This window comes from Gleimia europaea ACS-120-V-Col10b, from assembly GCF_000411155.1.
Lineage (GTDB): Bacteria > Actinomycetota > Actinomycetes > Actinomycetales > Actinomycetaceae > Gleimia > Gleimia europaea_B.
This window is the reverse complement of the sequence record NZ_KE150267.1, coordinates 77,332-90,435: the sequence shown is the minus strand read 5'-3', so window position 1 is coordinate 90,435 and position 13,104 is coordinate 77,332. Positions and strand designations below refer to the sequence as shown.

Genomic DNA, 13,104 nt, shown 5'->3' with positions numbered 1-13,104 from the left:
CGGGAAAGCTACATGAACCATGCCCGATCACTCAGATTACCGGGTCTTACTTTTCGGCGCCAGCGTTAAGCACGGCGTCTTCAACCGCCTGCATGAATAATCTGTGTGAAAGAGATCCACCAGCGATGCGCTCAACCTGATTTTGATCCGACGTCTCCTGGAACTTTTGCACATAGCTATTTTCGTGCTTTATCGCGTCTTGCGCTCTTTGATAAAAAATCGGATCATGTGCTTTGCCATCGGTTCCCAAACCATAATCTTCATCATGGGGCGTACCATCAGCATCCTTTACTAAAAAGTTTGCCTTAGTGACTTTTCCTCCACTAATTGTGAAATTCACTGTGCCGTAAGAACCATCAGCTTCTTTTTGTGAAACTCCTTCATATTCCCCATCTGGCAAAGTGTTTGCAGCCGGCACATCGGCCGAGCACCCGCCAAGTACTGCAACTCCCACAATCGCTGCTATAGCTAACAATCGGGAACTTCCCATAAGGCCCTCCAAGTTTTCTAACTTTTAAATATTTGGCATTTTGTGATTATTCGGCTCCTGTTAATAAGTTTCACCGAAACGTAATTCTTTTATAGGAGAATCGGCCAGATCGGTAACCTCTTGGGCAATTCGCCCGTGCTCTAAAATTATTTGCCGCTGCCCTTGTGCAGCCACTTCGGCATCATGCGTTACCACTACCAAAGTTGTTCCCTCTTCATGCAGGCGATGAAAGAAATCTATAACTATTTTTTCATTAGTCTCATCTAAATTTCCGGTGGGTTCATCAGCGAGTATCACGGCCGGACGATTTATCAAAGCTCTGGCCACACAAACACGCTGTTGCTCCCCTCCAGAAAGTTCATGAGGTAGATGCGTAGCTCTGTCTTTCATCCCCACCTGTTCCAGTGCTTCAAGCGCTTCCTGCTCATCAGGAACCGAATGATAGTACTGCGCCAACATCACGTTTTCCACAGCTGTTAGGTGTTTAACAAGATGGAACTGTTGGAACACTAGGCCGATTTTATGACGGCGTACATCTGCCAGCTCCACCTCGCCCATTTTATCTAGGCGGTCGCCTTCTAAAAGAACCTCACCCGAAGTGGGTGAATCCAAACAACCCAAAATATTCATCAGGGTCGATTTCCCCGAACCAGATGGGCCCACTATGGAAAGCCATTGACCACGCGGAATTTCCAAGCTCACGTTGTCGAGTGCCGCAAGATCGCCGTAGTGCCGACTAGCCGAGCGTACTGAATATATAGAATCTGCGGGCATTATTCTCCCCCTAGAACTTGTGAAGGATCTATTTTGGTGATTCTGCGTGCTGGCATCAAACAGCCCAGCATCGCTATGACTATTGAAAATATGAGTGTTATTGGCACGACCCACCAATTTATATTCAGGTTTATGGCAAACACACGGCGTGATATTTCCGCTGCGATCCACACCCCTGTAGCTGCACCTAACGTCCCCCCGAATACTCCCAGCATAAGCGATTCTCCTACGAATTCGCGCATAACATCACCGGGCAGTGCACCAAGAGCCTTCTTCAATCCGATTTCCTTGGAGCGTTCAGAAATTATCGAATTAAGAGTTGTGGAAACCGCTATCAAGGTGAGCAGCGATATTATTGCCGAAACTATCCAAATTAAGGTACGCAAAGTGGTGGCGATTCCGGTTTCCGCCTCTGAAATACGGCGTACTACTTGAGCGTCAGCATTTTTTACTTTAGTGTTTATTTGTTTGGCGTATTGCGCAATTACTTTAGAGTCTGCATCTATTGAGTACTCGATGATGTCATAACCACGATCTCCTAAAAATTCACTTAGTGTTTTAGTGCTCATTACTATCTGCTCGTCTTCCGGCCCTCCGGTGTGAATAATTCCGGAAACCTTCATCTGTTTAGAGACCGCATTTTCAGACGTGGGTTGCATCAGACCAACCTCATCCCCAATTGAGAAACGATAACGCGTAGCCACATCTGCGCCCACCAAGAATTCATCATCATTAGCAGGCATTTTCCCATCTAAGTTCCAATATGGGCGGACACCTTGCACAGCGTCCAAATCCGTTGCCATTACCTGCAATGGCTGCTGATTGTATAGTAGGTTTCCATACTGGTATCCGGCGCGTTTAAGTACGCTGTTGCCAACTATGGAATCAGTTTCCTGCAATGTGCCATCCGTAAGGTTTTCTGAAGAATCAGGCAATATAACCATATTGGCACCAAACGCACGCAACTCCTTACTCATTTGGGCCGGAACAGTGAAGGCCACCAAACCCAATGCGGCCAAAGTTGTACCCCCCACCGCTATTGACAGGGAGGCAATGAAAACACGGGTAATCCGATTTAAAAACGCCTTCCAGATCATGCGCAAATACATCGCAGTATGCTTATTCTTCACGGTTACCTCCCGTGCAACACTTGGGCCGGCTGCACACGTACCAGTGAACGGATGGCAGGCAAAGATCCCAAAAGTACGGTTACAAACACAATTAACGCCATTAGAGGGGCCACAATTGGCCGCATAGCTATAGCGGATCCAAAAACAATGTGTCCGATTAGTTGAGCCAATCCGAAACCTAAAGCAAATCCAACAACTCCGCCAAACAACCCAACGATAAGAACCTCTGCCAACATGAGTCGAATAATTTCTCGGTTTCGTGCACCTATAGCCTTCATTAAACCAATTTCACGTGAACGCTCCATAACCGAAGCGAACACCAAATTCGCAATCCCTAAAGACGATCCAATCACTGCAAATAGGGCAACAAAAGCCATAATAAGCTCAGTTTTATTAAGTATCTCCCCCTCAGTATCTGCAACTTGACGTACGGGCTTAGCCACTGCGTTGGTCATAACTTCCTCTATCTGATAGGCAATAGAGGAAACATAGGCCGTGCAATACCATGTTTCCCACTCGTCCAAAGTGAGCAATGTAGGATCTTCAGCAGCTTTACGAGACAGATCATTATCCGGCGTAGTAATTGCGCGTACCTCTACCCGATCAACCTCATTATCCCGCCCGGTAAGCTGTTGAACCAGATCAAGATCTGCATATATTTGCGAATCTTCTGCATCTCCGCCCGTAAAAATTCCGGAAATAACTACATCGACAACATCACCGTTTTTATCACGAATTTGTAAAGTATCGTCAACTTTCCAATCATTCTTTGTAGCAATACGGGAACCCACTATTACCTCTTTAGGCGTCTTTCCCCAAGTTCCCTCCCATTTCCACCATTCCCGCATGCCGTCCATACCCGTCATAACCTTTTCTCCGGTTGGAATGGCGAGTTCTTTATCAAACCAGGTACCCCGCACCTGCTCCTCTTTACCGTCTACTTCAAGCTTTGTTTCCAAATAGGGAGTGAAGTTTTCAATATTGTACGTCCAAAATATGGTTTTCATATTCGGTAATTCATCTTCCCGCAGCGCGCCGCCACCCTGCTCGGAAGAGTCAATATTGTACAAATCCGCGGCCATTGCCCTACCTTGGGGAAGAACCTGCAAATTGGAACCATAAGAGCTGAGTTCTTCTTGTACTTTATCTCCAACATCAAACATCACCGCCAGCATCGATGTTGTAAGGGAAGCACCCAACATTACTGTCACAGCTATCATCAGGCGTTTAACTGCCTGCCTACGCAATGCGCGGGCTATCATAATCCAGAAAAACATATCAGCTAAACACCTTCTCGTGGCTTTCTAACTCTTCAGCGAAAAACTTTAAGCGAGTATCTTCCACCTCATATTTGATTGGGATCGGGTTGCAACCGCCAGGGAATCCAATGGTTTGCACGTTCATCATCACGTCACACTTAGAACAAATTATTTTTCCCTTATCTTCGTAATATCCCGAATCTCCGCAAATTTCACAGGCATCTAAACCTACGCCAAAAGCGACCTCATTTTTGCGCACCACCAAAAATCTAACTTCCACTCCGTTTGCTGTTTTGTACCCAAAACGATGTAGGTGACCATCAGAAACCAGCAGACGATCCACGTATACAAAATCGCCTTCCAAGGTCGTGGCTTCCAAATCTGTTAGTTCAGGAACATACTCTGAGCGTCTCTTTCCATCCGTCAACGACCAGGCAAACGCAATTGCAAGGACCGAAGATAAACCAAAAAATTGACGGCGGCTTATGGTGTCTGCTTTTTGTAAACGGCGCTCTGCAGGATTATGTGGAGGTTTTTTAACCTGCGTCCACAGCGCTATAAAACCAGGGAAAGCAATTAGAAACACTAGTATCAGCTGAGTCATCGCCTCATTGCGTTGAATCCACAAAACTATGTCAAATAGGCCGGGGAAAGACGGCACTATCCGCCTCGTAGCGAACTGTTGATACAGTAAAATCATGCGGGGCAGTATCATCGCCATGAAAACTACCGAAGTGACTAGGGTGCGCACCCACCAAGGAACTTTTTTCGCACATTGGACATATCCCCAACAGGCAACCACCGCCAAAATTGTTCCTAAAGAAAACCCGGCCAAACGTAAAAGGGAGGCGGTTTCAAAAACTGATCCACCCGTGTGCACAATCGAATCGGTGGAATAAAAATATGGAACCGCATAGTAAAGAGCAGAGGTACATATAGCCAATATCGCGGTTATGGTCAGCCCCCGGTGGCGCATTCCCTGGTTTATATCATGCAAATCCCTATCGCCAAACAACCAAAGCATTACCAAAAACGCGAACATGGTAATAAACAGCGCGATTCCCGCCCAGGCGGTAAAAACAGGAATATCAACGTGCGGGGTGTTCAACCGCAACCATGTGAAAACACCCGCGCCCAAAAGGCCAATAGCGGTTGAAGCAAAAGTTAGTTTGGCAACCGTTTGTCGCTCCATAGGTGCATGAGCTCGGCTGGCTACCAAAATACCCACCGCTAGACACAAAGGAAGCGCCGTTTGAATTGAAACAATGAACAATTCCAACATGTAAATCCCTGCAAAAAGTTAAAAATAGCTACTAAATTATTTAGTTAAAATAACCGATCATGAAACTGTACATAAGTGTGAGAGCTCGGCGGCAATGCCCCGAGCTCTCACACGCGGTTAGCTTAAAGCAGCTGGCCGTCCCACTTCCAGTTTTCGAAAGTGAACTTCAGTGGCTCGGTCCAGAAACGCCCGTCAACAGCGGAGGTATCTTTTCCAGTGTGCAGCATGAACTTGTCAGCAGGTGAAGGAATCTCAACTTCAACACGGTACTCGCCCGGTTCCAGCTTGATGTTATTTCCGTAGTGCGGGCCGTCAGAAGCCACCATGGGCATCATCGTCCCTAAATCCTTGACCAAGCCACCCGTGGCCTGATCATAAATTTTCACGTTTATCTCCAAGTAAGGCATGAACTGATCGGCTTCATAACCGATTTCAGCAGCCTTCTCATTGGTAGCAACGTCAACTTCGAAGTGCATGTCAGATTCGGAAGCCGGCGGTACTAGCACCGAGCCTTGCTCCATGTCGATTGCCTGGAAGTAAACCAAATCAACAGTTAACGGACCACTGGTCTGCGGGCCTGAATCGCCAACCGGAATTTCGTTAATTCCTACTGCCTGCCCTTTTTCAGCAGAGCTCTTCTTTTCGTCGGCGGTATTCTGCACAGAAGTACCCTTTTCATCCTTGGGCTTGTCACCAGAATCATTCGAGCAACCAGCAAGACTCAAGGTAAGCGCGAATGCCGCTCCAAGAGCAACCATTGCTTTCTTGATCTTCATTTATTTTTCCTTTCGTGTTTCGGGATTTTCCGGCCAAAATTGGAGATGTTAGAACTGATGTAACGTTACTGACTAAACAGAAGTTGTATCTTTCACCGATCTTTGTTCGTTATTTGTTGCGCTAGCACAGCTCTCCCGTTTTGTGTTTTTGCTGATGCGATATTGCACAACAGCCAAAATTATGAGAATTACAACCACAATTGCCTGTGCCACCAAAGTCTGAACAGTTGGGTAAAGACCAAGCACAGCTATTTCCGGTACGCCCGGAACGTCAGTTGTATGCAGCCAAGTTGCATCCTGGAACTCTTTAGCAGCACCACCCGCAATGGTAACTGCCAACACGCCCAACAGAACCGAAGTCCACCGGAAGAACTTCCTGATTGGTAGACGAACTCCAAATACCCACACCAGTAGGAATAGGATTATCAAAATGACTAGTGCAACTCCCACCCCAAGCCAAATGAATGCGTAATCCGAACCGGAACGCGCCGCGGTGAGTATAGGAGAGAAGAACAATATGGTTTCCGCGCCCTCACGCAACACCGCCAGGAACGCAACCAACGCTAGTCCGAATACGCCACCCGACTGAGTCTTAGATCCGGCAACAGATTGCATGTACTCATTCCATTTGGCCCCATGAGACTTGGAGAAGATCCAGTTGGAAACGTATATGAGCATCAGCACCGCAGCAATACCGGTAAAGCCCTCGATCAACTCTTGTGCCAACCCTGAAACGTTTGATGTGAGGCGAGCCAGCACTATAGCGATCATTACCGACAAGACGATGGCTGCGACCACGCCGACTATGATTCCAGCTACCTGATCCTTACGCTTTGCCTTCATAGCATAGGTAATAACAGCAGCCACAACCAGGAGGGCTTCAGCACCCTCACGCAGCAGAATTAGGAACGAGGCAAAGAATCCTTTCCACCCAAGTCCCTCATTGGAACCAGCCAGCTTGTCCAGCTCAGTGGCGTCCTCATTCACCATTGACTTTAAGTTTTCAGCTATCTTGACAACTTCATCGTGTGCCAATCCGCCACGAATTCCCTGACGCAGATCTCGGAATCCGTTTTCAACTTCAGAAACTCGCCCCTGCCCTATGTAGGAGATTGTTGCCTTCTCTAGCCCCTCGGCTTCATAGTGTTGTAAGTAGGCAGCGGTAGCGTGCTTGTAGCCCTTATCCACATCACCCGCGCCGTACTCTTTAACAGAGGTGTCAATATTTTCCACGATTGCTTGGGCTACCCTAGTCCACTGATCTGAAATAGTCTTAGTGGTGGCAAGTTCGGCAACGTCTTTATTTAGATGGTCAATGGCAGTTTTTACCGCTTGTGCGACCTCGTCTTGAGGTGCCCCCGCATTGGAAAGCGTGCGCACGTTTAGCAAAACTGCAACAAAGTCTTCTTGCCTGTCCCGCCCGAGCCTGTGGCGAATTTGATCTTCAAGGCCGGAAACCTGGTAAGTATCATAGTAAGCTTTTCTGATGGAGTGTTGAACTGCCTTAGAATCTCCCGAAGCATACTCGGCAGGAATACCCTCCAGGTACTCTTCCATTTTTGTTACTACCGGCTGCCAATCCTCTTCTTCTTGTGCATTCGCCGTAAGAGACGAAGAAAGAGCGAAGAACACTCCCACAAAGAGGAAAATCGCTAAAATCTTCGATATTCGCACGCCCGATGCACTGCTAGGCGAAAACGCCATCATTCGCCCTCCAGCTTTTGTTAGCCTAACCTAATAACCAGTATGAGCATACGCGCTACCACTTTAATTGCGCAAGGCCGGCATGTTGAAAATAGGATATTTGAGAACAAGTGCTCAAAGGGATACTCCAAATGAACCGCGAGTTCAAGAAGCAGTTCGGCATCTCCATCCCCCTCATCCCCTTGAAAGAAACAGGTTAGATCCACGCTGGTAACGCCACGCACCTAGACTGGGACGAGGCCTGCCCGAACAACGGCGAAGACGAGATCTACCTGATCGGCAACCCACCATATGTGGGATCGAGCATGCAGACCACAGAGCAGAAGGCGGATTACCCGGTGGTTTTCGGTAGCTCCAAGTACCCGAAGAAGCTCGACTACATTTCTCTCTGGTTTATCAAGGGCGCCGCTACATCTCCGGCACCCGTGCCGAGCTGGCCTTTGTTTCTACCAACTCCATTCCCCAGGGCGAACACGTCGGTCTCCTGTCCCCCTGCTTCACGAACAAGACGTAGAGATCGGGTACGCCTATACCTCATTTAAATGGGGGAATAATGCCAAGTTCAACGCCGGCGTCACGGTTGTGGTTGTAAGCCTGCGTCCCATCTCAAATGCGCCCAAGCATATTTCCATGAGGATATTCGCACAAACGTATCCCAAATAAATGGATACTTATTAGATGCACCGTGTGTATACGTTGGGCCTCGATCGCGCCCGGTGAGCTCAGAGCTACCAAAATAATAAAAGGCTCTCAGGCTACGTATGGGGGGGGGAATCTCCTACTCACGGTGCCGGAGAAAGAGCACCTTAACGGCATTTCATCGCTAGCCTCGTCTTGGATCCGTAATTATGTGGGATCCGACGAGTTTATTAACGGTTCACAACGATACTGTCTTCGCGTTCCGGATGCAGACCTTGAGCGAGCGCAGGACGCAAAAGGCGGCCTCGGAAACCCGAAGCCGCCCTAGGCGAAAAACCGGATTGAGTCCTAAACGTTGAACTTGAACTCCACCACGTCGCCGTCTTGCATCACGTAGTCTTTGCCTTCCAGGCGTAGCAGGCCTTCAGCGCGGGCCTCCGCGATCGAGCCGGCCTTCACTAGATCCGCGAACGAGACGACCTCGGCCTTAATAAAGCCGCGCTCAAAGTCCGTGTGAATCACGCCAGCAGCCTGGGGCGCCGTCCAGCCTTTGCGGATCGTCCACGCGCGAGCTTCCTTCGGGCCAGCCGTCAAATAGGTTTGCAAACCAAGCGTGTCAAAACCAACTCGCGCAAGCTTATCCAAGCCGGATTCTTCCTGGCCAACCTCGCCAAGCATCTCGCGAGCCTCGTCCTCGTCAAGCTCCACCAGCTCCGACTCAAACTGGGCGTCCAAGAACACGGCCTCCGCTGGAGCAACAAGCTCGCGCAGCTCCGCCATTTTCGTCTCGTCCTCAAGGCCCTCGCTGTCCGTGTTAAATACATAGATAAAAGGCTTCGCCGTCATCAGCTGGAACGACTTAACGATGGCCGGGTCAAGGCCAGCAGCCTTCATACCTGCGGAGATGAGTGTGCCTCGCTCCAGCATTTCGAGACACGCCTGCGCGGTAGACAAGTACTCCGGCTCAATGCGCTTGCCCCGCACTTCTTTTTCAAGCTTCGGTAGCTGACGTTCAAGGGTTTGCATGTCGGCAAGCATGAGCTCAGTTGAGACCGTCTCGATATCGTCCTTGGGCGACACTTTACCGTCGACGTGGACAACATCAGGATCGGCAAACGCGCGCGTCACCTGGCAAATCGCGTCGGCCTCACGAATATTAGCGAGGAACTGGTTACCCAAGCCTTCACCTTCGGAAGCACCCCGCACAATCCCCGCAATATCAACAAAAGACACAGTCGCATTAATGATCTTTTCGGACCCGAAAATGTCGGCAAGCTCTTTCAACCGTTCATCCGGAAGTGGAACCACACCAATATTCGGCTCAATCGTTGCGAATGGGTAGTTCGCCGCCAAAACGGTTGCGCGAGTCAGCGCATTGAACAACGTCGACTTCCCAACGTTAGGAAGTCCTGCAATACCAATAGTCAAAGCCACGCCTATAGTTTAGGCTACGCGCGTTGATTAAAAAATTGCGAGGCAGGGCGTCCAGAATTTTGTCCGCCCCATCCGGTCTAATAGAAGCATGACAACAATTGGCTGGATCATTTCCTTAACAATGCTGGTATTCGGACTCATTGCCGGGTACTTTGCGGGCCGGCACTCCCAGCCGCGCCCGAGTACCCTCGAAAACGAGGGCGTGGCGCGTGACGCTTTGGCTTACCAGATTTCTAAAGAGCTAGCGCCGCTAAATCAAACACTGCATGCTATTGATGCGCGGGTTGGGCAAATGGATGCGGCGCAAAAGCATCAACTCGATTGGGTTATCTCGGAGCTTGGTCTCAGCCAGAAAACCGGGCGCGAGGTTCTTGCCGCCACCCAAAAGCTCGACACAGCGCTAAGGTCCTCTCCCACTCGCGGATCTTGGGGCGAGCTCTCCTTGCGCCGCGTGCTTGAAATGTCGGGCCTGACTAACCGCATTGACTTCCTCGAACAAATGCAGGTTGGCACAGCGCGGCCAGACGTCGTAGTGAACCTACCGGGCGGGGGCGCTCTCGTAATCGACGCGAAAGTTCCCCTAGATGCCTACCTGAAAGCCATTGACGAGGAGGATCCGAGCGCTCTAAGAGCACACGCCAGTGCGGTGCGCTCCCACGTGAATCAGCTGGCAAACCGGCGCTACAGCGAGGTGATTGCCGGCTCTTTAGACCTCGTGGTCTTATACATGCCGTCCGAGGCGCTGATCTCTGCCTCACTCGAAGCTGACCCGACGTTGTTTGAGGACGCCCTTCAAAAAGGCATCATAGTTGCTGGCCCCTCCGCCCTCCACACGCTGCTACGAGTGGTTGGATACGCGTGGGCAAAGGACTCTTTGGAGCAGGACGCCCGCGACATTCTTGAGCTCGGGCGTACCCTCACCGAACGCATAAATGTGCTTGGCGAACACCTCGGGAAACTGGGTAGCTCCCTTCAATCCGCAGTTGACAACTACAATCGGACCGTCGGATCTTTCGAGACTCGCCTGGGTGTAACCGCCATCAACATCGCCAGCCTAGAGCACTCAATCAAACCTGCTCCCCAACCTATCGACAAGGCCACCCGACGCCTACCGCCGCCCCAAGAATAGTGCTGTCCGTGTCAGAAAACAGTGTCGGCAGTGTCAGCAGGTGTGGTCTGGTCCCGGTGTACGCCTACCCGTCGCATCCTCCGCATCCGCGCCCTCACGCTTGAGCGCCTGACGCAAGTTGCGCGGAAGCGCAAACGTGATCGTCTCCGTGCGCGTCCGCACCTCCTCGGCCTCTCCAAAGCCCAGTGACTGCAAACGCTCAATCACTTCGCGCACCAAGATGTCAGGCACCGAAGCACCCGAGGTGATGCCAACCGTTTCAACGCCGTCTAGCCAGGCCAGGTCGAGCTCGGCGGCCTCATCGATCCGGTAGGCCGCCTTTGCTCCCGCGTCCAGCGCAACCTCAACTAAACGCACCGAATTCGAAGAGTTCGCTGAGCCCACCACAATCATCAGATCAGCCTGCGGCGCAATGGTCTTGACAACCTCTTGCCGGTTCTGCGTTGCGTAACAAATGTCATCCGACGGCGGATCCATGAGCATCGGGAAACGTTCACGTAGCCTGCGTACAGTCTCCATTGTTTCATCTACCGAAAGCGTGGTTTGAGACAGCCACACAACCTTCTCGGGGTCGCGCACCACCACGTTATCCACCTCGTCCGGAGTGCCCACAATCTGAATGTGGTCAGGCGCTTCACCGTACGTGCCCTCAACCTCCTCGTGGCCCTCATGGCCAACAAGAATGATGTCGTAATCCTGTTTTGCGAAGCGCACTGCCTCCTTATGCACCTTTGTCACCAGCGGACACGTCGCATCAATCGTGGAAAGACCGCGCTGCGCCGCCTCCTCGTGCACCTGTGGAGACACGCCATGCGCGGAAAACACCACGCGCGCCCCCTCGGGTACTTCGTGCGTCTCCTCCACAAAAATCGCGCCGCGCCGAGACAGGGTCTGCACCACGTAGCGGTTATGCACAATCTCTTTACGCACGTAAATCGGCGGCCCGTACAGGTCCAATGCCTTCTCCACCGCATCTACAGCGCGATCCACGCCCGCGCAGTATCCGCGCGGGGAGGCCAACAGAATTCTTTTACCGGAAACGTCACTCACGCCTCTAAGATAACCGCAAACCACCAAACTTGCCGCCCGGAACAGGCTGGAACAATTAATGTCCCACCGTTTTCGTAAACTAGAAGACATCAACACGTCTTGGCGCGTGAGCGCCCGCAGGGGGAAGTATGGAAGTTAGTGCCACGTCGCACCGCAGCGCAGACAGGCCGGCACTCGCAAAAGTAGCGCGCGAAACCACGCGGGAAAACCCGTGGCCGCTCGCCTTGCTGTCCAAAAATATGAAGCAGTACATCGACCGCATGTCCGCCCTGTGGATTGAAGGCCAAATCGTTCAACTCAATGAGCGTCCTTCCACCCGCATGTCGTTCCTAACCATCAGAGACGTGAATGAAGACATCTCAATGGATGTAACAGTATTTGGCGGTGTCCTCCAAAAAACGGGTGGCGCTGTTCAGGCAGGCACGCGTGTCGTTGCCTACGTGAAGCCCACATTCTGGGAGCGTTCAGGGCGTCTCAACCTGCAAGCCTCCGAAATTCACCCGGTTGGGGTTGGAGATCTACTTGCGCAAATTGAACAACTGCGCCAAAAGCTACAAGCCGAGGGCCTGTTCAACGCCGAACATAAGAAGCCCCTGCCTTTCCTCCCCCGCACTATTGGACTCATTTGCGGGCGGGGCGCCAAAGCTAAAGATGACGTGCTCGTGAATGCTATGGCTCGCTGGCCGGGCGCACGCTTCGAAATCCGCGAGGTGCTCGTGCAAGGCCCCAACTGTCCTCCCGAAGTCAGTGCAGCCATTGCAGAGCTCGACGCAATCGAAACCGTGGACGTCATCATTGTTGCGCGTGGAGGTGGTTCTGTTGAAGACCTCCTTCCCTTTTCCGATGAGCGCATCATCCGAGCCGCTTTCAAGGCACAAAAGCCCGTAGTTTCCGCAATCGGTCATGAGGGTGATGCTCCGCTACTGGATCTCGTTGCGGACGTGCGCGCCTCCACCCCAACTGATGCGGCGCGCAAAGTCGTACCCGATCTAAAAGAGGAACACGCAAATCTTGCCCGCGCAATCGAAACCATTCGTTCGCGCGCGCAAATGCAGATCAAACGCGAACGCGAATACTTGAGCCTACTGAAAGACAGGCCAGTGTTGAAAGAACCAACCGGCTCCCTACAGATATACAAAACTAACCTGTCTCAAACGCTTACGAACATGCGCCACGTTGTGAGCGCACGCATCGACCGCGAGCGCGGCGGGCTTGTTGAGGCTGCCGCAACATTGCGAGCACTGTCCCCGCAGGCCACTTTGGAGCGTGGCTACTCGATTGTTAAGGCACCCGGCGTTGGAGTGGTTAAAGACGCTGCGAGTGTGAAGAAGGGCGACATTTTAGAAGTCATGCTTGCCCGTGGCTCCATGATCGCAACCGTTTTCGGAACCCAGCCGGCACGGGCATCACAAGAGTCCAACGAATCATCAGAGTGAA

The 13,104-nt window shown here is 51.3% G+C and carries 12 protein-coding genes and 1 pseudogene; 4 read left to right on the top strand and 9 right to left on the bottom strand.

The annotated features are described in order from the left end of the window. Nucleotides 1-46: 46 nt before the first annotated feature. The 7 genes from HMPREF9238_RS07480 to HMPREF9238_RS07450 all read right to left on the bottom strand — a co-directional run bounded on the left by HMPREF9238_RS07480 (nucleotide 47) and on the right by HMPREF9238_RS07450 (nucleotide 7,418). On the bottom strand, nucleotides 47-490 hold the full coding sequence (locus tag HMPREF9238_RS07480; protein WP_016444853.1) for an FMN-binding protein: 444 nt from the start codon (nucleotides 488-490) through the stop codon (nucleotides 47-49). Between the two features lie 60 nt (nucleotides 491-550). After that, entirely contained in the window at nucleotides 551-1,264 is a 714-nt protein-coding gene (locus HMPREF9238_RS07475) for an ABC transporter ATP-binding protein (protein WP_016444852.1), read from the bottom strand. After that, nucleotides 1,264-2,394: an ABC transporter permease gene (locus tag HMPREF9238_RS07470; RefSeq protein ID WP_016444851.1), complete on the bottom strand. Its 1,131-nt coding sequence runs from the start codon at nucleotides 2,392-2,394 to the stop codon at nucleotides 1,264-1,266. The genes HMPREF9238_RS07475 and HMPREF9238_RS07470 overlap by 1 nt, the downstream gene beginning before the upstream one ends. A gap of 2 nt (nucleotides 2,395-2,396) precedes the next feature. After that, entirely contained in the window at nucleotides 2,397-3,671 is a 1,275-nt protein-coding gene (locus tag HMPREF9238_RS07465) for an ABC transporter permease (RefSeq protein ID WP_016444850.1), read from the bottom strand. 1 nt (nucleotide 3,672) lies between these two features. After that, the gene (locus HMPREF9238_RS07460) at nucleotides 3,673-4,935 is read right to left on the bottom strand and encodes a DUF2318 domain-containing protein (RefSeq protein WP_016444849.1); all 1,263 of its coding nucleotides are present in this window, start codon (nucleotides 4,933-4,935) and stop codon (nucleotides 3,673-3,675) included. 122 nt (nucleotides 4,936-5,057) lie between these two features. Beyond that, on the bottom strand, nucleotides 5,058-5,711 hold the full coding sequence (locus tag HMPREF9238_RS07455) for an iron transporter (protein WP_016444848.1): 654 nt from the start codon (nucleotides 5,709-5,711) through the stop codon (nucleotides 5,058-5,060). A gap of 72 nt (nucleotides 5,712-5,783) precedes the next feature. Further along, nucleotides 5,784-7,418: an FTR1 family iron permease gene (locus tag HMPREF9238_RS07450; RefSeq protein ID WP_016444847.1), complete on the bottom strand. Its 1,635-nt coding sequence runs from the start codon at nucleotides 7,416-7,418 to the stop codon at nucleotides 5,784-5,786. A 197-nt stretch (nucleotides 7,419-7,615) separates the two neighbouring features. Here HMPREF9238_RS07450 and HMPREF9238_RS09195 point away from each other — a divergent pair. Both HMPREF9238_RS09195 and HMPREF9238_RS09190 read left to right on the top strand, forming a co-directional pair. Then, nucleotides 7,616-8,078, top strand: a pseudogene (locus tag HMPREF9238_RS09195) (DNA methyltransferase). 22 nt (nucleotides 8,079-8,100) lie between these two features. Next, nucleotides 8,101-8,382, top strand: a complete 282-nt coding sequence (locus HMPREF9238_RS09190; RefSeq protein ID WP_016444846.1) for a type IIL restriction-modification enzyme MmeI — start codon at nucleotides 8,101-8,103, stop codon at nucleotides 8,380-8,382. Nucleotides 8,383-8,402: 20 nt separating this feature from the next. Here the strand turns inward: HMPREF9238_RS09190 and ychF are convergent, their stop codons facing one another. After that, on the bottom strand, nucleotides 8,403-9,488 hold the full coding sequence (gene ychF, locus HMPREF9238_RS07445; protein WP_040316838.1) for a redox-regulated ATPase YchF: 1,086 nt from the start codon (nucleotides 9,486-9,488) through the stop codon (nucleotides 8,403-8,405). 88 nt (nucleotides 9,489-9,576) lie between these two features. Between ychF and HMPREF9238_RS07440 the strand changes: the two genes are divergently transcribed. Continuing rightward, the gene (locus HMPREF9238_RS07440) at nucleotides 9,577-10,617 is read left to right on the top strand and encodes a DNA recombination protein RmuC (RefSeq protein ID WP_051109828.1); all 1,041 of its coding nucleotides are present in this window, start codon (nucleotides 9,577-9,579) and stop codon (nucleotides 10,615-10,617) included. A 33-nt stretch (nucleotides 10,618-10,650) separates the two neighbouring features. Here the strand turns inward: HMPREF9238_RS07440 and HMPREF9238_RS07435 are convergent, their stop codons facing one another. Next, nucleotides 10,651-11,667 carry a 4-hydroxy-3-methylbut-2-enyl diphosphate reductase gene (locus tag HMPREF9238_RS07435; protein WP_232217641.1) on the bottom strand — a complete coding sequence of 339 codons (1,017 nt, stop codon included), beginning with the start codon at nucleotides 11,665-11,667 and terminating at the stop codon, nucleotides 10,651-10,653. A 128-nt stretch (nucleotides 11,668-11,795) separates the two neighbouring features. Between HMPREF9238_RS07435 and xseA the strand changes: the two genes are divergently transcribed. After that, nucleotides 11,796-13,103: an exodeoxyribonuclease VII large subunit gene (gene xseA / locus HMPREF9238_RS07430; RefSeq protein ID WP_016444842.1), complete on the top strand. Its 1,308-nt coding sequence runs from the start codon at nucleotides 11,796-11,798 to the stop codon at nucleotides 13,101-13,103. Nucleotide 13,104: the final 1 nt, after the last annotated feature.